At 64.5% G+C, this 22103-nt stretch carries 17 protein-coding genes and 2 pseudogenes; 16 read left to right on the top strand and 3 right to left on the bottom strand.

The genetic code is table 11. The features are described from left to right. The first annotated feature begins 83 nt into the window (after positions 1-83). From ACAM26_RS10690 to ACAM26_RS10710, 5 genes are all read left to right on the top strand, one after another. Complete coding sequence (locus ACAM26_RS10690; protein ID WP_190288045.1) at positions 84-1676, top strand: arylsulfatase; 1593 nt, start codon at positions 84-86, stop codon at positions 1674-1676. 69 nt (positions 1677-1745) lie between these two features. Then, a complete protein-coding gene (locus tag ACAM26_RS10695) occupies positions 1746-2480 on the top strand; it encodes a hypothetical protein (protein WP_369613612.1) in 735 nt (244 codons plus the stop codon). Between the two features lie 29 nt (positions 2481-2509). Continuing rightward, positions 2510-3493, top strand: coding sequence for an HAD family hydrolase (locus tag ACAM26_RS10700; protein ID WP_369613613.1), 984 nt, complete (start codon positions 2510-2512; stop codon positions 3491-3493). Continuing rightward, the gene (locus ACAM26_RS10705; RefSeq protein ID WP_369613614.1) at positions 3493-5724 is read left to right on the top strand and encodes a multiheme c-type cytochrome; all 2232 of its coding nucleotides are present in this window, start codon (positions 3493-3495) and stop codon (positions 5722-5724) included. Before ACAM26_RS10700 ends, ACAM26_RS10705 begins: the two co-directional genes overlap by 1 nt. A 133-nt stretch (positions 5725-5857) precedes the next feature. After that, positions 5858-6304, top strand: coding sequence for a protein tyrosine phosphatase family protein (locus ACAM26_RS10710; RefSeq protein ID WP_369613615.1), 447 nt, complete (start codon positions 5858-5860; stop codon positions 6302-6304). 67 nt (positions 6305-6371) lie between these two features. On the opposite strand, the pseudogene ACAM26_RS10715 reads toward ACAM26_RS10710, so the two are convergent. Further along, positions 6372-6758: pseudogene (locus tag ACAM26_RS10715) on the bottom strand (IS5/IS1182 family transposase); the annotation flags it as partial. A 154-nt stretch (positions 6759-6912) separates the two neighbouring features. Here ACAM26_RS10715 and ACAM26_RS10720 point away from each other — a divergent pair. The 8 genes from ACAM26_RS10720 to ACAM26_RS10755 all read left to right on the top strand — a co-directional run bounded on the left by ACAM26_RS10720 (position 6913) and on the right by ACAM26_RS10755 (position 17333). After that, a complete protein-coding gene (locus ACAM26_RS10720) occupies positions 6913-7251 on the top strand; it encodes a hypothetical protein (protein ID WP_369613616.1) in 339 nt (112 codons plus the stop codon). A 435-nt stretch (positions 7252-7686) separates the two neighbouring features. Further along, entirely contained in the window at positions 7687-8943 is a 1257-nt protein-coding gene (locus ACAM26_RS10725) for a DUF5677 domain-containing protein (RefSeq protein WP_369613617.1), read from the top strand. A gap of 325 nt (positions 8944-9268) precedes the next feature. Next, positions 9269-10597 carry a hypothetical protein gene (locus tag ACAM26_RS10730; protein ID WP_369613618.1) on the top strand — a complete coding sequence of 443 codons (1329 nt, stop codon included), beginning with the start codon at positions 9269-9271 and terminating at the stop codon, positions 10595-10597. Beyond that, positions 10594-12168: a DUF5691 domain-containing protein gene (locus ACAM26_RS10735; RefSeq protein WP_369613619.1), complete on the top strand. Its 1575-nt coding sequence runs from the start codon at positions 10594-10596 to the stop codon at positions 12166-12168. Before ACAM26_RS10730 ends, ACAM26_RS10735 begins: the two co-directional genes overlap by 4 nt. Beyond that, positions 12165-13262 (top strand): AAA family ATPase, encoded by a 1098-nt coding sequence (locus ACAM26_RS10740; RefSeq protein WP_123142398.1) that lies wholly within the window; start codon positions 12165-12167, stop codon positions 13260-13262. Before ACAM26_RS10735 ends, ACAM26_RS10740 begins: the two co-directional genes overlap by 4 nt. Further along, entirely contained in the window at positions 13259-15538 is a 2280-nt protein-coding gene (locus tag ACAM26_RS10745) for a DUF5682 family protein (protein WP_369613620.1), read from the top strand. Before ACAM26_RS10740 ends, ACAM26_RS10745 begins: the two co-directional genes overlap by 4 nt. Beyond that, entirely contained in the window at positions 15535-16689 is a 1155-nt protein-coding gene (locus ACAM26_RS10750; RefSeq protein ID WP_369613621.1) for a VWA domain-containing protein, read from the top strand. Before ACAM26_RS10745 ends, ACAM26_RS10750 begins: the two co-directional genes overlap by 4 nt. Positions 16690-16934: 245 nt before the next feature. Then, complete coding sequence (locus ACAM26_RS10755; RefSeq protein ID WP_369613622.1) at positions 16935-17333, top strand: hypothetical protein; 399 nt, start codon at positions 16935-16937, stop codon at positions 17331-17333. 199 nt (positions 17334-17532) lie between these two features. On the opposite strand, the gene ACAM26_RS10760 is transcribed toward ACAM26_RS10755, so the two are convergent. Both ACAM26_RS10760 and ACAM26_RS10765 read right to left on the bottom strand, forming a co-directional pair. After that, complete coding sequence (locus ACAM26_RS10760) at positions 17533-18420, bottom strand: ISAzo13 family transposase (protein ID WP_369613623.1); 888 nt, start codon at positions 18418-18420, stop codon at positions 17533-17535. Between the two features lie 6 nt (positions 18421-18426). Continuing rightward, positions 18427-18606 (bottom strand): annotated as a pseudogene (locus ACAM26_RS10765) (transposase); the annotation flags it as partial. A gap of 143 nt (positions 18607-18749) precedes the next feature. Here ACAM26_RS10765 and ACAM26_RS10770 point away from each other — a divergent pair. From ACAM26_RS10770 to ACAM26_RS10780, 3 genes are all read left to right on the top strand, one after another. Then, positions 18750-19568, top strand: a complete 819-nt coding sequence (locus ACAM26_RS10770) for an alpha/beta fold hydrolase (protein WP_369613624.1) — start codon at positions 18750-18752, stop codon at positions 19566-19568. Positions 19569-19683: 115 nt separating this feature from the next. After that, complete coding sequence (locus ACAM26_RS10775) at positions 19684-20820, top strand: transposase (RefSeq protein WP_369613625.1); 1137 nt, start codon at positions 19684-19686, stop codon at positions 20818-20820. Further along, positions 20817-22073: a transposase gene (locus ACAM26_RS10780; protein ID WP_369613626.1), complete on the top strand. Its 1257-nt coding sequence runs from the start codon at positions 20817-20819 to the stop codon at positions 22071-22073. Before ACAM26_RS10775 ends, ACAM26_RS10780 begins: the two co-directional genes overlap by 4 nt. Positions 22074-22103 lie beyond the last annotated feature (30 nt).

The raw sequence follows: 22103 nt of genomic DNA on the forward strand, positions 1-22103 counted from the left end.
GTCGCTGACGGATCCCGGGCGGGCGTTCGTCCCTCGTCCGGCGCACGCGCGCGCAACGCAAGACCAACCAGAGGAGATTGCAGATGGCTCGATCGCAACATCCGAGGTCGTATCGCACGCATCCGAGGGGACGCCATCGGCGCGGCGCCCTGGGGCTGGGGCTGACGGCGCTGCTCGCGGTCTCGACTGCCGGTGCCGCCGAGCCGCCCAACATCCTGGTGATCTGGGGCGACGACATCGGTCAGTCGAACATCAGCGCCTACACCCACGGGCTGGTCGGCTACCAGACGCCCAACATCGACCGCATCGCCGACGAGGGCCTGACCTTCACCGACTACTACGGCGAGCAGTCCTGCACCGCCGGGCGCTCGTCGTTCATCACCGGCCAAAGCGTGTTCCGCACCGGGCTCTCGAAGGTCGGGCTGCCGGGGGCCGAGGAAGGCATGCACGAGGCCGACCCGACCATCGCCGGGCTGCTCAAGGCGCAGGGTTACGCCACCGGCCAGTTCGGCAAGAACCACCTCGGCGACCGCGACGAGCACCTGCCGACCAACCACGGCTTCGACGAGTTCCTCGGCAATCTCTACCACCTCAACGCCGAGGAGGAGCCGGAGAACCTCGACTATCCCAAGGACCCGGCCTTTCGCGAGCGCTTCGGGCCACGCGGCGTGATCCACGCCTGGGCCCTGCCCGACGGCACCCAGAAGATCGAGGACACCGGCCCGCTGACCAAGGCGCGGATGGAGACCATCGACGACGAGACCGTCGCCCGCGCGCTCGGCTTCATCGAGGAGCAGACCAAGGCGGGCAAGCCCTGGTTCGTGTGGTGGAACGGCACCCGCATGCACTTTCGCACCCACGTCAAGGACGAGCTGCGCGGCATCTCCGGGCAGGACGAGTACGCCGACGGCATGGTCGAGCACGACATGCACGTCGGCCAGCTGCTCGACAAGCTCGACGAACTGGGCATCGCCGACAACACCCTGGTGTTCTACTCCACCGACAACGGCCCGCACTACAACACCTGGCCGGACGCGGCGGCGACCCCCTTCCGCGGCGAGAAGAACACCAACTGGGAGGGCGGCTGGCGGGTGCCGGCGATGGTGCGCTGGCCGGGCCGGATCGAGCCCGGAACCTGGAGCAACGCCATCGTCCATCACATGGACTGGCTGCCGACGCTGCTCGCGATCGCCGGCGAGCCCGGCATCAAGGAGCAGCTGCTCGAGGGCTATCAGGCGATCGGGCGCGACTACCGGGTCCATCTCGACGGCTACGACATCCTGCCGCTGCTCACCGGCGAGACCGCGGACACGCCGCGCCACGAGATCTTCTACTTCTCCGACGACGGCGACCTGACCGCGCTGCGCTACGACGACTGGAAGATCCTCTTCATGGAGCAGAAGAGCCCGGGCACGCTGCGGGTGTGGATGGAGCCCTTCGTGCCGCTGCGGGTGCCGCTGATCGAGAACCTGCGGCGTGATCCGTACGAGCGCGCGACCATCACCTCCAACACCTATCACGACTGGCAGCTCGACCGCGCCTTCCTGCTGGTGCCGGCACAGGCCTATGTGGCGAACTTCCTGGAGACCTTCCAGGAGTTCCCGCCACGCCAGGAGGCGGCGAGCTTCAGTCTCGACAAGGTGATGGAGACCATGCTGACCCCGGGCGCACACTAGGCGTCGCACCGGCGCGCGGGGACCGAGGCGTCCCCGCGCGCCGATCCCTCTCGACCCGAGGAGCCACGGATGTCCCCAATTCGTCCCCGGATCACCACCGCCCTGCTGACCGGCTGCGTCCTCGCCAGCGCCTCCAGCACCGCCGAGGAGACCCACTACCGCGCCAGCCTCTATCTCTGGGGCGCCGGCATCGAGGGCGAGACCGCCCGCGGCGCCGAGCTCGACGTCGGCTTCGACACCCTGATCCGCAACCTCGATCTCGCCTTCATGGGCGCCCTGGAGGCCAGACGCGGACCCTGGACGCTGATCGGCGACGTCGTCTATCTCAACGTCAGCGCCGAGGGTGGCGCGACCCTGCCGATCGGCGGCGGTCCTCGGGTCGATGCCGAACTCGGCACCAAGGGCTGGATCCTCGACCTGAGCGGCGCATACCGTCTGGTCGAGCGCGAGCGCCTTCAGCTCGACTTGCTCGCCGGGGTGCGGCGGCTCGATCTGGAGATCGACTTCTCGAGCACGATTCCCGGAACCCGCGAGCGCCGGGCCTCGCAGGGCGCCTGGGACCTGATCGGCGGGTTGCGCGGACGGATCGTGCTCGATCAGCGCTGGTCACTGCCCTGGCGGGTCGATCTCGGCGCCGGCCAGTCGGACCTCGCCTGGCAGGCGCTCGGCGGGATCAGCTATCGCCGCGAGGCGCTCGCCGTCTCGCTGCTCTATCGCCATCTCGCCTGGTCGTTCGACGACGACGAGCGGCTCGACCACATCCGCTTCAGCGGTCCGATGCTCGCCGCGAGCTGGCACTTCTGACCCGACACCACACAGGAAGGATCCCCACCATGCGTCCGCGCCTGCTACTCGTCTGCCTGCTCCTGCCCACGCTCGCGCTCGCCGACCCGCTGCCCTCGTGGCGGGCGGGCGCGCTCAAGACCTCGATCATCGGGTTCGTCGATGCCGTCACCACCCCGGGAGCGGACTTCGTCCCGGCCGAGGCGCGCATCGCGGTCTTCGACAACGACGGCACCCTGTGGGTCGAGCAACCGGTCTACACCCAGCTGGTGTTCGCCGCCGACCGGGTGCGGGCACTCGCCCCGTCACACCCGCAGTGGTCGACCCAGCCGCCCTTCGACGCGGTCCTCGCGGACGATCTCGACGCACTCGCCGAGGCAGGGCACCACGCCATCCTCGAACTGGTCGCCGCCACCCACACCGGGCTGTCCAGCGCCGAGTTCTCCGCACTGGTGAGCGCCTGGATCGCCGAGGCGCACCACCCGCGCTTCGACCGGCGCTACACCGACCTCGTCTACCAACCGATGCTGGAGCTGCTCGCCTATCTGCGCGCCGAAGGCTTCAAGACCTTCATCGTCTCCGGCGGCGGCATCGACTTCATGCGCCCCTGGACCGAGGCCGTCTACGGCATCCCGCCCGAGCAGGTGATCGGCTCGCAGATCGAGCTGGTCTACGAGATCGGCGACGACGGCCAGCCCCGGTTGATGCGCCGACCCGAGATCGGCTTCGTCGACGACAAGGCCGGCAAGCCGGTCGGCATCGCCCGTCACATCGGTCGCCGCCCGATCCTCGCCGTCGGCAACTCCGACGGCGACTACCAGATGCTCGACTGGACCACCAGCGGCGACGGCCCCCGGCTCGGCCTGCTGATCCACCACGACGACCCCGAGCGCGAATACGCCTATGACCGCGACAGCGCCATCGGTCGGCTCGACCAGGCGCTCGACGACGCCGAGGGCAAGGGCTGGCGACTGGTGTCGATGCGTGAGGACTGGCTGCGGGTGTTCCCGGCGGCGCCGAGCACGCCGCGCTGATGTCGCCGACGCGCGCGCTCGCGCTGTTCGTCGTGCTGCTCGCGCCGACGGCGAGCGCGGCGCGCTCGCCCGGGCATGTCGGCGTCGCCGTCTGCGCCGAGTGCCACCCCGCCGAGACCGCGCGCTGGCGCGGCTCGCACCACGATCTGGCGATGACCGAGGCGAGCGAGCAGACGGTGCTCGGCGACTTCGCCGACGCCCGCATCGAGGTGCACGGCGTCACCAGCCGCTTCTTCCGTCGCGATGGCGGCTTCTACGTCGACACCGAGGGGCCGGACGGCGCGATCCACACCTACCGCATCGACTACACCTTCGGCTGGTGGCCGCTGCAGCAATACCTCATCGCCTTCCCCGGCGGTCGTCTCCAGCCCCTCGGCATCGCTTGGGACGCGCGCGCGCCAGAGGACGGCGGCCAGCGCTGGTTCCATCTCTACCCCGACACCCCGCTCACCCCCGAGCACCCGCTGCACTGGACCAGCCGCGACCAGACCTGGAACCATCAGTGCGCCGAGTGTCACTCGACCGGCCTGCGCAAGGGCTACGACCTCGCCGAGGACCGCTACCACACCACTTGGTCGGAGATCGACGTCGCCTGCGAGGCCTGTCACGGCGCGGGCGCGACACACGTCGCCGAGGCCCGCGCGGTCGCCGCCGGGCCCGGCCAGTGGAGCGCAACCAAGGGGCTGCGCGTCGACCTCCGCGACCGCGACGGCGGGCACTGGGTGATCGACCGCGAGCACGGTCTGCCCAGACGCACGGTGGCGCGCACCGCGCAGCGCGAACTCGACACCTGCGCCCGCTGTCACGCCCGGCGCGGGCTGATCCACGAGGACCCGACGCCCGGCCAGCCGCTCGGCCAGACCCACCGTCTCGCCCTGCTCGAACCCGGGCGCTACCACGCCGACGGCCAGATCCTCGACGAGGTCTTCGTCCACGGCTCCTTCATCCAGAGCCGCATGTACCGGCACGGCGTGACCTGCAGCGACTGTCACGACCCGCACGACCTCCAGCCACGCGCGCCGGGCAACGCGGTCTGCGCCCGCTGCCACACGGCGACGCGCTACGATGCCCCGGCGCACCATCATCACCCCGCAGGCTCCAGCGGCGCGGCCTGCGTCGCCTGTCACATGCCGCAGCGCCGCTACATGGTGATCGACGAGCGCGCCGACCACAGCCTGCGCATCCCCCGCCCCGACCTCAGCCACACCCTCGGCACCCCCAACGCCTGCAACCAGTGTCATCAGGACCGCGACCCGGCCTGGGCCGAGGCGGCGCTGGCGCGCTGGTACGGCACGCGGCCCGAGCGAGCGTCCCACTTCGGCGAGATCCTCCACGCCGGTCGCCACGACCCGCGCGCCGCCGAGCCGCGCCTGCTCCGGCTCGCCGCCAACCGCGACCAACCGGCGATCGCCCGGGCCAGCGCGCTCGACCTGCTGCGCGGCGCACCCGATCCAGGGCGCGAGCTGACCCTGCGCCGCCTGCTCGACGACCCCGAGCCCCTGGTGCGCGCAGCGGCACTGGACGCACTCGCCGGCGCCGATGCCACGACCCTGCGCGCCCTGGCGCTGCCCCGGCTCGACGACCCGGTGCGCGCGGTGCGCATGATCGCCGCGCGCCGCGTCGCGCCGCTCGCCGCCACGCCCCGCGACGCCGCCGAGGCACGACGGCTGGAACAGGCGCTCGACGACTATCGCGCCACCCAACTGGCCACCGCCGAGCGACCCGAGTCACACCTCAACATCGGCCTGCTCGAACTCGATGCGCGCCGCCCCGAGGCCGCCGAACGCGCCTATCGCACCGCGCTGCGGCTCGATCCCGGATTCGTCCCAGGTTATGTCAACTTGGCCGACCTCCAGCGCGCACTCGGTCGGGACGCAGAGGCCGAGCGCACCCTCCGCCAGGGGCTCGCCCAACGCCCCGAGGCCGCCACCCTGCACCACGCGCTCGGCCTCGCGCTGATCCGCCAACAGCGCTGGCCCGCCGCGGTCGAGGCACTCGGCCACGCCGCCCGCCTCGCCCCCGACAACGCACGCCATGCCTATGTCCTCGGGCTCGCCCAGGCCCGCGCCAGCGAGCCGGAGACCGCGCTCGCCACCCTGCGCGCCGCCCAGCGTCGTCACCCGGAGGATCGCGACCTGCTGGTCGCCATCGTCGACCTCGCCCGCCGTCACGGCGAGCAGCAACTGGCGCTCGACTATGCGACCAAGCTGCAGCGGCTCGGGCCGCCCTGAGCCGAGCCGTACACACAGGGCTTCCACTGCACCAAAAGGGTGGTATAGACTCGGGTGGAAGCCACCTCCAGGGCCCGCGAAGATCGCCGGACCGCGTCGGTCAGCAACCTGGGCGTGCAAGGACCGAAGCGCCGTGGACGCCGAGAACACCCACCAGGTCTTCGACTGGCTCTGGACCTCAGGCCAGCTCTCCGAGGCCGACATCGCCACCCTGCCCCGGCTGGGTGTCGACACCGTCATCAACCTCGCCCCACCCACCGCCCACAACGCCCTCCCCGGCGAGGCCGAACGCATCACCGCGCTCGGGCTGAGCTACATCCAGATCCCCGTCGACTGGGAACAACCGCAGGTCTCCGACTACCAGACCTTCTCCGTCTTGCTGCGCGCGTTGCAGCGAGAGGGCCGACGCGTCTGGGTGCACTGCGCGCGGAACATGCGGGTGAGTGCGTTTGTTTATCTGTATCGGCAGATTGAGTTGGGAGAGGCTGAGGAGGTGGCGAGGTTTCCGATGCGGGAGGTTTGGGTGGGTAATGGGGTTTGGGGGGAGTTTATTGCGGTCTGCATGGAAAGCGTTGACTGATCGCAGTCGTGTCGGCGTCATAGCCCTTTTCGGCGAGCAGTTGACGGCAGCGGTGCGTACTGGGCTAGCGGACTTGATCGAGAAGCGGTTGGGCATGGCGAGTGCCGCTGTGCTGGCCTGGGGAAAGCAGAAAGCTCAAGGGAACGCCCTTGGCATCGCAGAGCAGGTGGATCTTGGTCATCAGGCCGCCGCGACTGCGCCCGAGTGCATGGCTCATGCGATTCCTGCGCCTCTCCTTTTTACGCCGCTAGCAGCAGCGTAGACGCGCGTAGCACGGATCGAGATCGAGTCGATCATCAATCCGTCCTCGCGTAACCCGTGAGCACAGCACCCAGAAGGTGTCGTTGAACATCAGGCGGCCTTCCCGGCGCGGACGACCCGTGCGTTGCGGACGGGAAAACAGATCGGCGATCAGCTCCCAGGCATCTTCTGGGAGTTCGTAACGTCTCGACATCTGCCCTCTTATCCTGAAAGAACGAGGTCAGTATGACAAGCAGGGTTTTCGTACAAAATGTAGGCTGCTGTCAGCCTAGCACTGCATATGCGAACGCCAGCCAATTTAAATGTTAGGCTTCACACAATACAAACCAATGCATGGATAACGAATTATGCACATAGATGATTTAATCAATAAAATCCGGCCACTCATTCCGTTTGGCTCCGAACAAGCCGCTCAAGCATTTATTGACTCTTTAGGGGAAAACGACCCAATAGCTCTTATCTCAGCTATGTACATTGGGCGCAGCCATATAAACTCAAATGAAATTAACGATGACTATAAAGAACTTTTATTTTCGGGTAAAATTGATAGATTCTGGGATGAAGATACTGTTCCCGAAAATGAAATCGCTAGAGTTCTCCATGAAAAAAACAAAAACTTAAATATCTACTATGATGCATTTATGCGTTGCACCACAAATTCAAATTTTGATCGCAGTAATTTTTAATATCGCGAAAGCAACCTAAAAAATATGTCAACCGGACAGTTTTTTGCTGCGCGCTTTTGTGCATTTCGCTTCGCTGCATTTTTTGCACAAAAGCACTCCACAAAAACTGCCGGTTACATGGAAAGAGAGGGGAAGAGAGGAACACCCACTTACCGTTGAATGCCTGAATTCATTAATGCGCTTGCGCTCTGACAATAGGCGAGGTACCAGAGATTCTGGCGATTCAGAGAATAAAGGGGTACCGATGTGCCAGAGATGGTTGGTCCCAAACCGACGGGGGACTGACCTCGGTACGGGCTGGGGCATCTGATGTTATCGGCGTTTAGTGTCTGCGCATTGCGGTTGGCCAGTATTGCGCTAGGCCGCTGTCAGTCTGGCGTTTAATATGCTGACGTCAGCCTATTTCACTGTTATGCGCGGCAAAAGGAGCCGATAGTGTTAGGATTGCAAGAATATTTCGATCAACTTATTCAAGAGCAATTCGAGCCACATAGGCTTGGCGTCAAGATCCTTGAATGCGAACTTGAAAGAAACGGGGTGCACATAACCAGCGAACAACGTAAAGATCTCGAAGAACAATTTAAACGTATTGGTCAAAATGAGTTAAACTTCGATTTTAGTGACAGCCAATTAGAGAAAGCAGGCTTTTCATCTAAAGTAGAGTCAAAACAAAAACTACAAGAGATTATTGACAATTTCCCCAAATACATCGACGCTTTTTCAGGCAAGATCGATGGCATAATGGAAAGCTTGTTACCTAGCGTCGTCGATAAAATGGCGGAGTCTGTAAGCAAGACGCTACAAAGCCGCATGGAAGAAATGCTCGAAGACCAATATGCGATCCAAAGTGAGTTTGACGATAACTTGTATAACATTTGGGGAGAGGCACTCGAGCTGCTTCAGGGGCTAATAGTCATCTCTGATGAGGCGGCACAGGGTTATTTGCAACGCTCCGATAAATACTCAGAAAACGATATCACCCAGCACTTACTCGTTCGACTCCATGCAAAAGCGAATCAAATATCAAAAGAGATATTGCACTTAATAACTCACGGTTTTGCCGATGGCGCTCAAGCACGATGGCGGTCTCTACATGAATTGGCAGTTGTTTGTAGTTTTATTGCAGAGCACGGTGATTCAGTTGCAGAAAGATACGCTCAGCACGAGTCAGTAGAGATTTACAAGGCCGCAAAGCAATACAATCAATATTGCTCCAGATTGGGTGCAGAGAAGATTAACGATTCAGAAATGGCAGTTATTGAAAGAGAATATCTGGAGCTAATAGAAAGATATGGGAGAAGTTACGCATCTGATTACGGCTGGGCCGCAGCAACCCTTAATTTATCGAGACCTACTTTTAGATGCCTTGAGGTATCTGTAGAGTTAGATCACATACGCCCATATTATAAAGCTGCTAGCGCAAACATACATGCCAATCCAGCGGGTGTATTTAGAAGGCTTGGGCTTTTTCCAGAAGAAGATGCTCTATTAGCAGGACCGAGTAACATTGGCTTGTCGGATCCGGCACAATCAACTGCGATCTCTTTGACTCAAATAACCACATCTGTTTTAATATATGGTGCAAACATAGATTTTTTGGTTGTCTGCAAAGCCATGGCTGAATATAGCAAAAGCGTAGAGAGCAAGTTTATTGAAATCGAAAATGAAGTTCACAAGCAAAGAAACGCATAACAAATGGCTAAACAGGTAAAGGACACCCACTTATCAGTTTGAAGCCGCTCTTCCCCCTCCCGACCCTGGCTGCTAGAGTCCAGACGCGACCGGTCGCGAAGCCGACAGGTCGCGGGCCTTGCGGCCCACGGCTGTCGCCCCGTCGCTGCTTGCGCGCCCGATGCGCCCTCACGATCAAGGATCCCCCGCTTGATGAACGCACCTCGAAGCCAGACCATCGCCGCACGCGTTTTCGTGGACTCCGGAATGGGACTCCAGGCTCTGACTGACGTGCCGGGCTAGCGCGGCGATGGCGGCCCCCTGGACGGTTGAGCAGGTCAGCGGCATGGCGCCCGACACCGCGTCCATCGCCGCGGGTCGCAAGCTGGCGAGCGCCGCGAAGTGGCAGCGCCTCGGCCAGACGGATCGGCTGATCTGGGGCGAGATCAGGGGCAGCGGCAGCACGCCTTATCAGACCTGCATCGACACCGCAGGCCCGGCCTTCAAGTGCTCCTGCCCGAGCCGCAAGTTCCCCTGCAAGCACAGCCTTGGGCTCGCCCTGGCCCATGCCGCGTCCGCCTCGGCCTTCGCCACGGATGCCCCACCGCAGTGGGTCGCCGAATGGCTGGACAAGCGCGAGGCGCGCTCGGAGCGTGAGGCGCGAGGCAAGACCAAGACGGCCGAGCCGGTCGACCCGGCCACCGCGCAGCGCCGTGCCGCCGCACAGGCGAAGCGCCGCGATCAGCGCGAGGAGAAGATGCAGGCGGGTCTCGACGAGCTGCAGCGCTGGCTCGCCGATACCCTGCGCCAGGGCCTGGCTCGCGCCATGGAGCAGCAGTCCTGGGATCACATGGCGGCGCGTCTGGTCGACGCACAGATCCCGGGCCTGGCGCGCTGGCTCCGCCGCTGCCAGGAGGCGCGCTATGGCTCCGAGCAGTGGCAGGGCACCGCCCTGCAGGCCTTGTCGCGTCTCCAGTTGATTCTGGACGCCTATCAGCGCCGCGAGACGCTGCCGGAGCCGGTCCGGGCGGATCTCGATGAGCTGCTTGGCATCCCCCTGGCCAAGGAGACGGTCCTGACCCAGCCCGGCGTCGCCGATATCTGGCGGGTCATGGGCAAGTGGACCAGCGACACGGATCGTCTCCAGGTCCAGCGCACCTGGCTGCGCGGCGAGCGCACCCAACGCTGGGCGCTGCTGCTGGATTTCGCGGTTGCCGGCGCCGTGCTGCCGATCACCCCGGCGGAGGGCGTCGGTATCGAGGGTGAGCTGGCCTTTTATCCGGCGACCTGGCCGGTTCGCGCGCTCTTGAAGACACAGCAGGGGATCGAACCGGCGCAGCCGAACGCCATGATGGCCGCAGGCGACGGGATCGACGGACTCTACCGCACCTACGCTGAGCGTCTGGCCACGACCCCCTGGCTGGAGCGGATTCCGGCCGCGCTGCGCGACCTGACCCCGGTCAAGGTGGACGAGCACTGGCTGCTGATCGACGCGGAGCACAGACAGATCCCGCTCGCGCCCCACTTCCCCTTGCGCTGGGAGCTGCTGGCCATGGGCGGCGGCGCGCCCGTGCAACTGTTCGGCGAATGGGATGGAGAGGCCTTCTTCCCCCTGACCATCGCGGACGGGTCGCGTCTCCAGGGCTTTCACGCACTGCACATGGAGCTTTCGTGATCGAGCTCTGGAACGACCTCACGCGCACCGCGCTGCTCGGCACCGAGCGCGGCACCCGGACCTGGGATGCGCCCGAGGCACTCGGGACGCTCTTGTCCGGCCTGCAAGCCCAAGAGACGGACGCCCCGGTCCAGCTGCTGCGCTGCTCGGCGGTCGTGGGCAATTTCGTCCAAGCCGGGCGCTTGCCGGCTCGGCTCGCATCGGCTGCGCCATCGCCGGCCGCGCCGGACCCACGCCCCGCCCTCGGCAGCGCCCGGCATCTGCGTCTCCTGCTCCAGGACGATCGGCTCAAGTCGCTGTTTCCCGAATGGCTGGCGCTGCTCGCCGAGCACGGGCTGCGTGCCCCGGAGTCCAGCATTCCGACGCTCCTGGGCCTGGCCTCGCGGAGTCCCGATCTGCGGCGGGCGATCATCGCCGTCATCGGCGCGAAGGGCCTGTGGCTGGCGGGACAGAGCCCGGAGTGGGCGCCGCTGCTGAGCGTCGCGGATCTCGGGCGGCTCGACGCGGCGCTATGGGAGACCGGCACACCGGAGCAGCGACTGGCCTATCTGGTCCAGACGCGCCGCGAGGCTCCCGCACAGGCCGTCGAGTTGCTGGCCGCCGTCTGGTCACAGGAAGGTGCCCGTGAGCGACGCAAGTTGCTGGGGGTCTTGAGCGACGCATCGGGACCGGCGGATGTGGCCTTCCTGGAGTCCGCCCTCGCGGATCGCAGCAAGGACGTGCGCGGCGATGCGGCTGGACTCCTGGCCCGAATCCCCGGCTCGACGGTGCGGACACGGGCGGTGGAGCTGCTGGATGGCTGGCTCGGGGTCGAGTCCGGGACCGGGCTGATGGGGCGGCTCAAGGGCCGCAAGGGCGAGCTGAGCGTCACCCTGCCCGAGGACTGGGACAGCGCCTGGACGACAATCGGCATCCACGAGAAACCACCCAAGGGGATGGGACGCAAGGCCTGGTGGCTGGAGCAGTTGCTGGGGCTGGTCGATCCCGACCATTGGGTCGAACGCTGGCAGCTTTCCGCCCCCGAGATCCTCCGCATGGTCGAGGGGCACGCGTGGCAGGGCACGCTGCTGGCGGGCTGGCGGCGCGCCACCCGGCATTTCGGCAATGGCGCATGGGCGCGTGCGCTGATCGCGGGGACGGTCGACGCCGACGCCGATGCCGCGTTGTGGGCGATCCTGCCCCCCTCGGAGCAGGAGGACGCGCTGACCCCGTCGCTCGCCATGCCGAGCACGGACGAGCCGTTCAAGCGGGCCTTCGATCGGCTCGGTCATCTCGGGCACCGCTGGAGTCCGCCCTTTTCGTCGGTCGTGCGCCAGGCCTGTCTCACGCTGTTCCGCGAGCAGACGCCGGACGCCAACTATGCCCGCTACGCCATCCTCCGTCAGGTTGCGGCGCACCTCGATCCGGGCGGCTATCAGGCCATGGAACAGGGCCTTGGGCCGTACCTTCAGGCGTCCTCCCCCTGGCAGAGGATCGCCACCGAGATGCTCGACACCCTGAGGTTTCGCAACGATATGATCCAGGCCATCGAGTCTGCGCGCATCGAATCAGACCAACGAGGTACGCCTTGAGCACCCAAAGCCCCAACGAAGCCATCCTGCGCCAGCACGCCGAGCAGGAGTTCGCCCACGAGATCGAGGCGCTCAAGGCGGTCGACGAGCATCCCAGGCCGCCCAACTGGGCGCTCTCGCCCTGGGCCGTGCGCACCTACCTGATGGGCGGCACGCTGAGCAATGGGGTCGAGATCAGCCCCAAGTACATTGGTCAGGCCCGGCTGATGGAGATCGCCATCTCGACGCTGGCGACCGATCGTGCCCTCTTGCTCTATGGGCTCCCGGGGACCGCCAAGTCCTGGGTCTCCGAGCACCTGGCCGCGGCGATCTCAGGCGATTCCACCCTGGTGGTTCAGGGCACGGCGGGGATTGGCGAGGAGGCGCTGCGCTACGGCTGGAACTATGCGCGACTGATCGCGGACGGTCCGTCGCGGGCCGCGCTGGTGCCGAGCCCGGTCATGCACGCCCTCGAGCACGGCGCCCTGGTCCGGGTCGAGGAGCTGACCCGCGTCCCGGCGGACGTGCAGGACAGCCTGATCACCATCCTGTCCGAGAAGACGCTCCCCGTGCCGGAACTCAATACCGAGGTCCAGGCGCGCAAGGGCTTCAACGTCATCGCCACCGCCAACAACCGCGACAAGGGCGTCAACGAGCTGTCGAGCGCCCTGAAGCGCCGCTTCAATACCGTGGTGCTGCCGGTGCCGGCGACCCTGGAGGAAGAGACCGAGATCGTCGAGCAGCGCGTCGAGCGGCTCGGGCGCGCGCTCGAGCTGCCGGTCGAGAAGCCCGCGCTGCAGGAGATCCAGCGCATCGTCAGCGTCTTCCGCGAGCTGCGCCAGGGCATGACCGCCGACGGCAAGACCAAGCTCAAGACGCCCTCCGGCACCCTGAGCACGGCCGAGGCGATCTCGGTCGTCAACAGCGGCATGGCCCTGGCCGCGCACTTCGGCGACGGCCAGATGCGCGCGGGCGACGTGGCCTCCGGGCTGCTCGGCGCGATCGTCAAGGACCCGGTGCAGGACAAGGTCGTCTGGCAGGAGTACCTGGAGACCGTCGTCAAGGAACGCTCGGACTGGAAGGATCTCTATCGGGCCTGTCGCGAGGTGCTATGAGCACCCATGTCTTCGGGGTCCGACACCATGGTCCGGGCTCCGCGCGCAGTCTGCTCGACGCCCTTGAGCGTCTGGCGCCCGACATCGTCCTGATCGAGGGCCCGCCGGAAGGCGATGCGCTGGTCGCGCTGGCCAGTGACGCCCGGATGCGCCCGCCGGTCGCCATGCTCGTCTATGCGCCGGACGACCCGAGCGACGCCTCCTACTATCCCTTCGCCCGCTTCTCGCCCGAGTGGCAGGCGATCCACTACGCCCTGGGGCGCGACCTCCCGATCCGCTTCATGGACCTGCCGCTCGCCAATCGCATTGCGCTCCGGCGCCGGGAACGTGAGAAGGCTGCGGAGCGTGCCGTACCGGACGCGGCGCCCTCAGCGGATGACGGGGCCGAGCCCAGCGCCGAGCCAGCAGAGCCCTGGCGCGGCGATCCACTCGCGCTGATCGCGCAGGCCGCCGGTTACGAGGACAGCGAGCGCTGGTGGGAGCACATGGTCGAGGAGCGTCGCGACACCGAGTCGCTCTTCGACGGCATCCGCACCGTCATGACCGCGCTGCGCGAGCAGGTCGAGGGGGAGCTTGCGCAAGATCCGCCGATCCTGGAGCGCTATCGCGAGGCCGCCATGCGCAAGATCCTGCGCGCGACCGAGAAGGAGGGCTTTGCACGCATCGCCGTCGTCTGCGGCGCCTGGCACGTCCCGGCGCTGGAGCAGCGCCCCAAGCAGAGCGAGGACAACCGGCTCCTCAAGGGGTTGCCCAAGGTCAAGACGACCGCGACCTGGGTTCCCTGGACCTACGGGCGCCTGAGCTACCACAGCGGTTACGGTGCCGGGATCGGGTCGCCCGGCTGGTACGATCACCTCTGGTCCCGGTCCGGCGACGTCGCCACCCCCTGGCTGATCAAGGTCGCCCAGGCGTTCCGGGCCGAGGGGCTCGACATCTCCAGCGCCCATGTCATCGAGTCCGTGCGTCTCGCCGAGACGCTGGCGGCCATGCGTGCTCGTCCCCTGCCCTCGCTCGCCGAACTCAACGACGCGACCCAGACCGTCATGCTCTTCGGTGAATCGGCGCCGATGCAACTCATCCAGGCGCGTCTCATCGTCGGCGAGCGGTTGGGACAGGTGCCCGACTCGACGCCCGCGACGCCGCTGCAGGAGGATCTGCGCGCCCAGCAGCGGCGTCTGCGGCTCAAGCCGAGCGCGAGCGATCAGTCACTGGTGCTCGATCTGCGCAAGCCGAACGATCTGGCCCGCAGCCATCTCCTGCATCGGCTGCGGCTCCTCGATGTCCCCTGGGGCCGCAACGGCGGACGCGAAGCGGGCAAGGGCACCTTCAAGGAGTCCTGGCGGCTCAAGTGGGAGCCGGACTTCGAGGTGGCGCTGATCGAGGCCGGGCGCTGGGGCAACAGCATCGCGCAGGCGGCGACGACGGCGGTCGTTCAGGAGGCGCATCGGCGCGAGGACATCGGCCAGTTGGCGGCCTTGGCGCGGCAGGCGCTGCTCGCCGAGCTGGGCGAGGCCATCGAGCCCGTCATCGAACAGCTCCAGGCCCGAGCGGCGCTCGCCGCCGACGTGCTGGTGCTGATGCAGGCCGTCCCGGAGCTGGCCCGGCTGGCCCGCTACGGGGATGTCCGCAAGACGGCGCTCGAGCGCGTCGACACGCTCCTGGACGGCCTCCTGGCGCGCATCTTCATCGGCCTCCCCAATGCCTGCAGCGGCCTCAACGAGGAGGCGGCGGAGACCCTCTTCGAGCACATCCAGGGCGTCCACGAGGGGCTCCGGCTCCTCGACGACACGCGCCTCCAAGCCCAGTGGCAGCACACCCTGAACCAGCTTGCCGACACCCAGAGCCTGCAGGGCATCATTCGCGGGCGCTGTTGCCGACTGCTGCTCGACACCGGCGCGATGGACGAGGAAGACGCCGCCCGCCAGCTCGGTCTGGCCTTGTCGAGGGGGAGCGCGTCCGGCCAGTCCGCCGCCTGGCTGGACGGCTTTCTGCGCGACAGCGGTCAGCTCCTGATCCACGACCACGCCCTCTGGCAGCTCGTCGACCAATGGGTGTGCCAGCTCCCCGAGGAGACCTTCATGCAGGTCATCCCGCTGCTGCGGCGGACCTTTTCGAGCTTCGAGACCGCCGAGCGGCGGCAGATGGGCGAGCGCGTGAAACGCGGACCCGTAGCGCTCGGTTCGACGCACGACCATCCCGTCGAGTTCGATCGCGCGCGGGCAGAGGCGACGCTGCCGCTCTTGTCTCGGCTGCTCGGTCTGGAGGACGGCGAATGAGTCAAGACGCACGCGAGCGGCGCTGGCGCCTGATCCTGGGCGGTGAGCCATCCGACGGCATCGGGCTGGCCCTGCAAGGCGAGGATGTCCGCATCGATCAATGCCTCAACGCCGTCTACGGTCAGGCGGGGCGGCGCGGTAGCCTGGCGGGCTCCTCGCCGAACGTGGCCCGCTGGCTCGGCGACATCCGTCAGTATTTCCCGTCCTCGATCGTACAGGTCATGCAGAAGGACGCCATCGAGCGACTCGGGCTGGAACAGCTCCTGCTAGAGCCCGAGGTGCTGGAGGCGGTCGAGGCCGATGTCCATCTGATCGCAACCCTCATCACCCTCAAGCACGTCGTCCCCGCCCGCACCAAGGACACCGCGCGTCAGGTCGTCCGCCGCGTGGTCGAGGACCTGATGCGCCGACTCGAGCAGCCCATGCGTCAGGCCGTGACCGGCGCGCTCAACCGCGCCGTGCGCAACCGTCGGCCCAGGCTCAGGGAGATCGACTGGCACCGCACCATCAAGGCCAATCTCAAGCACTACCAGCCCGCGCAACGCACCATCGTCCCGGAGGTGCGCATCGGCTTCGGGCGCAAGCGCTCTTCACTGCGGGACGTGGTGCTCTGTGTCGACCAGAGCGGCTCCATGGCCACCTCGGTCGTCTACTCCAGCATCTTCGCGGCCGTCATGGCCTCGCTGCCGGCCTTGAGCACCCGACTGGTGGTGTTCGACACCGCCGTCGTCGACATGAGCGACGCCCTTCAGGACGACCCCGTCGACCTGCTCTTCGGCGTGCAACTCGGCGGCGGGACCGACATCAACCGGGCGCTCGCCTACAGCCAGGGCCTCATTCGACGCCCAAGCGACACAGTCTTCGTCCTCATCAGCGACCTCTACGAAGGCGGCGATCAGACCGAGATGCTCAAGCGCGCCGCCAGCATCAAGGCGTCCGGCGTCGAATTCATCACCCTGCTGGCCCTGAGCGACGAGGGGGCGCCCTTCTACGATCACCAGATAGCCGGCCAATACGCCGCCATGGGCATCCCGACCTTCGCCTGCACTCCGGATCAGTTTCCGGCGTTGATGGCTGCCGCGATTGGGCATGAGGATGTTAATGTTTGGGGGGCGCGGGAGGGGATTGTGGCTACGCGGGGAGGAGGTTGAACGGCGAGTAAAGGTTTGCTCAGGCTTCTGATGCCGAATTGCTCGGTGGGGTGGTATGAGGCGCCTAGCAGCAGTGCTGGCGAGGAATTTCTGGAGTATCGTCGGGCCGCTTGGGCGGACGGAGTTGGCATGGGGGCGGTGCTAGATAGAAGCTGTCTAGCACGGAAATTAGAGAATCCGTCTAGCGCCATATTTAGGGATTCTGTCTAATCAACTGTTATGCATAAAAGGGAGACCAATGGCCCGTGAAGTCTATAGGGAAGTACGGAGAATACCGAGTCCTCGCATGTCTACTCGAACGAGACATCGAGGCTTACCAAGCTATCAATATCAACCAGAATGATTTCGATCTAACTGTTGTATTGAGTCAAAGGCGCGTTGTCCGAGTGCAGGTTAAGTCTACTGATCTCAACAACAAGGCAACAAACAACGCAATTGATCGAATAGATAAGCGATATGACTATTTGATCATCGTGATTTTTGAGGGCCAAGGCCAAGCGCGTTTCTTCGTGATGTCAAAAGCTGAAGCGATGCAGCTGAAAAGTACTTCTAAGCAACTCGGAGTGACTCAGATTCGGAACAAAAAATCTGAAGTCAAGCCAGCTCTCTTACCCTTCGAAGATCAATGGGCCAAAATCCAGTAATGCATAATCGGGTAAGGGCGGGTATTTATACCGCTCTCATTTGAGTTTTTCGCCGACAAGCCTTTTGTGACACATCAACTAGATCTGTAGAATCTTCGCCATGTCTGACTACAGCCTCACTGACAAGCAACTCGCGGAGCTGCGTGCCGCCCACCGAGGCACGCGCGATAAGTAATGATTCAAAAATAAGCCGTACATCTCAATTGCAGAAGCCGTTGGCATCGACAACGTAATTCCATTGTCCGAGCCTTTCGTCATGGCAAATGAATCGATCCTTGATCTCGCGAAAGGTGTCAGAGCACCGACGCCCGATTTCATAGACTGTATCAAGGATGCAGGCAGTCACTCTCAGTCCTGTGTCGGTGCGCGTGCGCTCGACGGCTTTGAGAGCCGTTTCGGGCGCATCGAAGATCAGCCCCTGCCAGGTACGCTCGATGTGACAGAACAGCCGATGTTCGATTGGATTCCACTTCGATGTGTAGGGCGGATAATGGGCGATGCGCAGTCGCAACCCCAATCGTTGCGAGAGCGCGATCAGGTCTTCCTTGAAGCGCAGCGAGCGGGCCGCGTTGGCCCCACCGGCATCGAACAACACCAGGATCTCGCTCGCGCGGGGATAGCACTTGGCGAAGTGCCTCTCCCAGGCCAGGGCGATGGCATCGCAGACGAAGGCGCTCGTCTCGCGCGAGGTCCCCAAGGTGATAAATCCCTCGTTGCGATGGAGATCGTAGACGCCGTGCGGGATGAGTCGACCGGTGGCCAGGTGCGGGAAATCGTGATCATAGACCGGTTGCGGGGCGCTGCTGTAACAGCGACCGGGGCGATACAAGGACCCGAGAGGCTCCTTCTTTTTGGTGTCGACACTGAACACCGGCAAGCCCTGCGCGAGCGCCAGGCGCCGCCGGGTGTCGATGGAGCGAAATTGCTCATCGCGCTCGACCGAATCGACGACACCGGTGATCAACTCCTTGCGCAGCTTCCGGCGGCGAAAACCGGCCCCCTCAAGCAAAATCGCCGCGGTGTTGCGACCGCAAATAAAGGGACACCCATTTACTGCAGCAGCAAAGAAAAAGAAAGGGACACCCACTTACCGCATCTCCTGCGGCAACATCTCCCACGGGATCCCGCTCTTGAGCACGAACAGGATCCCGGTCAGCGCCCGGCGATTGTCGATCGGCTTGCGGCCAGGGTAGCGATATCGGCGCGGCTTGGGCGCCGGCAGCAAGGGTTCGATTTCGGCCCACAAGTCATCGGGCAGCAACGGCTTGGCCATGGCTATCCTCCGTCAATGTGTGCGTGATCTCGACGCCTCTGACAACGCGAACGGCTTTTTGATAGAGCCTTTTAGGGATTCTGTCTAATCACCTCTTAGGGATTCTGTCTAATCAACTGTTATGTAGAAAAGGAGTTCGACTAATGAGCAGTTGGGAGCTTTCAGAGTCATATGACTACGATGGGAGAAAAGTTCGTTTTGGGCGGCTGGGTGAAGGTCCACCAATGGTCCTGGTGCATGGCACCCCTTGGTCATCATTCAATCTGCGACATTTGATTCAGAAGCTGTCCGAAGAGTACACAGTCTACTTCTTTGACTTGCTGGGGTATGGCCAGTCGTGTGTGACGGAAGGCGATGTGTCGTTGGGTGTGCAAAATAAGGTTTTGGATGGCTTGCTTGCCCATTGGGAACTGGATGACCCGATTATTGTCGGTCATGACTTTGGCGGCGCAACTGCCCTCAGAGTTCACCTTCTCAATGAGCGGTCTTTTAAGAAGATCGTTCTGATTGATCCGGTTGCGGTCTCTCCTTGGGGCTCGCCGTTTTTCCGCCATGTGAACAGTTATGAAGCCGCTTTTTCAGGGCTGCCCGACTATATTCACGAAGCTGTGGTCCGGTCCTATGTGCAAACGGCTGCTTTTAAGCCACTTGATGAGGCAACACTAGAGGGAATCGTTTCGTCGTGGGCTGGCGAGCAAGGTAAGACTGCTTTCTATCGTCAGATGGCTCAAGCAGACTCCAAATATACCGACGAGGTCCAGCCTCTTTACCCTACGATTACTACACCCACCTTGATTTTGTGGGGGCGGGAGGATAGCTGGATACCGCTGGAGCGTGGAGAAGAGCTCCATGGCATGATCCCGGGATCGGTTCTGCGTGTGATAGATGATGCAGGCCACCTCGTCATTGAGGAGAGGCCTGATGAGTTGGTGAAGGAAATTTTGGATTTTGCTCAGGCCTAAAAACTACATAACCAGGCGCGTCGGAGAAGAAAAGAGAAAAGGGACACCCATTTACCGTTGACGCTCGCGAGACGCTCTCCTACGCTTCTCCCAACACCCCCAGCGGAGATGCCCCATGACTCGTCCCCGCGCCTCGCTCGTCTCCCTCTCCGATACGCCCTGGTATCACGTCGTCACGCGGTGCGTGCGCCGGGCGTATCTGTGTGGCTTCGATCGGTTGACCGGACGGAGCTTCGAGCATCGACGCGGCTGGGTGGAGTTGCGGCTGCGCCAGCTCGCGGGGGTGTTCGCGATCGATGTGGCGGCCTATGCGGTGATGAGCAATCACGTGCATCTGGTGGTGCGGCTCGATGCGGAGCGTGCTTCTCAGTGGTCGGATGAGGAGGTGTTACGGCGCTGGCGATGTCTGTTCCGGGGACCGGTGGTGGTGGAGCGGTTCTTGTCGCCGGCAACGCGAACGGAGATGACCGAGGCGGAGCTGGATCTGGTCGCGAGGCTGGTCGCAACCTACCGGGCGCGGTTGGCAGATCTCTCCTGGTTCATGCGGGTGCTCAACGAGTCGATCGCGCGGGCGGCGAATCGGGAGGACGGGGTACGCGGGCGGTTCTGGGAGGGGCGCTTTCGCTCGCAAGCGATCCTCGACGAGACGGCACTGTTGGCGGTGATGGCCTATGTCGACCTCAACCCGATCCGCGCCGGGATCGCGGAGACGCCGGAGGCGAGCGCACACACCGGGATCGCGGCACGGATTGCCGACTTGCAAGGGGATGGGGATGACGCAAAAGCGGTGCCACAGACCCGGCAAGGCTCATCGCATCTACCCTCCTCTCCAGCAGCAGCATCCACGGAACCCACGACAGACGTGCACGAGAAAAGGGACACCCACTTACCGTTGACGCTCCCGAGGCCCTCTCCTACGCTTCTCCCAACACATCCAGCGGAGATGCCCCATGACCCGTCCCCGCGCCTCGCTCGTCTCCTTGTCCGATACGCCCTGGTATCACGTCGTCACGCGGTGCGTGCGCCGGGCGTATCTCTGCGGCTTCGATCGGTTGACGGGGCGGAGTTTCGAGCATCGGCGCGGGTGGGTGGAGTTGCGGTTGCGCCAGCTCGCCGGAGTGTTCGCAATCGATGTCGCGGCCTACGCGGTGATGAGCAATCACGGGAGAGAAAAGGACACCCACTTACCGTTGACGCTCCCAAGGCCCTCTCCTACGCTTCTCCCAACACCCCCGGCGGAGATGCCCCATGACTCGTCCCCGCGCCGCGCTCGTCTCCTTGGTCGATACGCCCTGGTATCACGTCGTCACGCGGTGCGTGCGCCGGGCGTATCTGTGTGGCTTCGATCGGCTGACGGGGCGGAGTTTTGAGCATCGGCGCGGCTGGGTGGAGTTGCGGTTGCGTCAGCTCGCGGGGGTGTTCGCGATCGATGTCGCGGCCTATGCGGTGATGAGCAATCACGTGCATCTGGTGGTGCGGGTGGATGCGGATCGAGCGGCGGGGTGGTCGGATACCGAGGTGTTGCGGCGCTGGCGGTGTCTGTTCCGGGGGCCGGTGGTGGTGGAGCGGTTCCTGTCGCCTGCGACGCGGGCGGGGATGACCGCGGCGGAGCTGGATGGGGTCGCGGGGTTGGTTGCAACCTATCGGGCGCGGCTGGCGGATCTCTCGTGGTTCATGCGGGTGCTCAACGAGTCGATCGCGCGGGCGGCGAACCGGGAGGAGGGGGTGCAAGGTCGGTTCTGGGAGGGACGTTTTCGCTCGCAGGCGATCCTCGACGAGACGGCGCTGCTGGCGGTGATGGCCTATGTCGACCTCAACCCGATTCGGGCCGGGATCGCGGAGACGCCGGAGGAGAGCGCACATACCGGGATCGCAGCGCGGATTGCGGGCTTGCGGGCGGGCGACGAGGGCACGATGACCGGACAGCAGCTCGACATAGCGCACGGCTCAGCTGCTGAACAGCAACCACCACCACCAGACGTCCATCCCGACTTGCAACGACCGATTCCCCAGCTAAAGACGATCACGCCCCCCGAGGCTGACGGCGCCTCTCCAGCCAGTCACATATCCACATCGCCTGAGACCGCAGACAACGCCTCACCGAATCCAGACGCCCGCAGCGCTCACCTTTGGGAGACTGTCCTCAATCGCCTGCCCCCTGCCCCACTACTGCCCTTCGGCAACCCCGCCGAGGTCCCCGCGTCGATCCCCTTCACCTTCGACGACTATCTGACCCTCGTCGACTCGCTCGGTCGCGCCCTGCATCCACGCAAGCGCGGGTCGATCCCGGCAGATCTGCCCGAGATCCTCACCCGGCTCGGCATCGCCCCCGAGCGCTTCGTCGAGCACGCCGGTTTCCTGCTCAAGGGTTTCGGTGCCGCGATCGGCGCGCCGCAGCGGCTGACGGCGCTCGCGGCACGGCGCGAATGTCGCTATCTGCGTGGGGTCCGACGTGCTCGGGCGCTCTTCGCCGGCAACAGCGCACCATCCCTGACGGCTGCTTGAGGGCGCTCGTCCTCGCCCGCGGGAGCATCG

It is taken from the genome of Marichromatium sp. PS1 (assembly GCF_041155115.1).
Taxonomy (GTDB): domain Bacteria; phylum Pseudomonadota; class Gammaproteobacteria; order Chromatiales; family Chromatiaceae; genus Marichromatium; species Marichromatium gracile.

What these genes read in the sequence shown, in the direction of transcription:
- ACAM26_RS10690 (WP_190288045.1), top strand. Translation starts at nt 84, where the DNA reads ATGGCTCGATCGCAACATCCGAGGTCGTATCGCACGCATCCGAGGGGA.
- ACAM26_RS10695 (WP_369613612.1), top strand. Translation starts at nt 1,746, where the DNA reads ATGTCCCCAATTCGTCCCCGGATCACCACCGCCCTGCTGACCGGCTGC.
- ACAM26_RS10700 (WP_369613613.1), top strand. Translation starts at nt 2,510, where the DNA reads ATGCGTCCGCGCCTGCTACTCGTCTGCCTGCTCCTGCCCACGCTCGCG.
- ACAM26_RS10705 (WP_369613614.1), top strand. Translation starts at nt 3,493, where the DNA reads ATGTCGCCGACGCGCGCGCTCGCGCTGTTCGTCGTGCTGCTCGCGCCG.
- ACAM26_RS10720 (WP_369613616.1), top strand. Translation starts at nt 6,913, where the DNA reads ATGCACATAGATGATTTAATCAATAAAATCCGGCCACTCATTCCGTTT.
- ACAM26_RS10730 (WP_369613618.1), top strand. Translation starts at nt 9,269, where the DNA reads ATGGCGCCCGACACCGCGTCCATCGCCGCGGGTCGCAAGCTGGCGAGC.
- ACAM26_RS10745 (WP_369613620.1), top strand. Translation starts at nt 13,259, where the DNA reads ATGAGCACCCATGTCTTCGGGGTCCGACACCATGGTCCGGGCTCCGCG.
- ACAM26_RS10750 (WP_369613621.1), top strand. Translation starts at nt 15,535, where the DNA reads ATGAGTCAAGACGCACGCGAGCGGCGCTGGCGCCTGATCCTGGGCGGT.
- ACAM26_RS10770 (WP_369613624.1), top strand. Translation starts at nt 18,750, where the DNA reads ATGAGCAGTTGGGAGCTTTCAGAGTCATATGACTACGATGGGAGAAAA.
- ACAM26_RS10775 (WP_369613625.1), top strand. Translation starts at nt 19,684, where the DNA reads ATGACTCGTCCCCGCGCCTCGCTCGTCTCCCTCTCCGATACGCCCTGG.
- ACAM26_RS10780 (WP_369613626.1), top strand. Translation starts at nt 20,817, where the DNA reads ATGACTCGTCCCCGCGCCGCGCTCGTCTCCTTGGTCGATACGCCCTGG.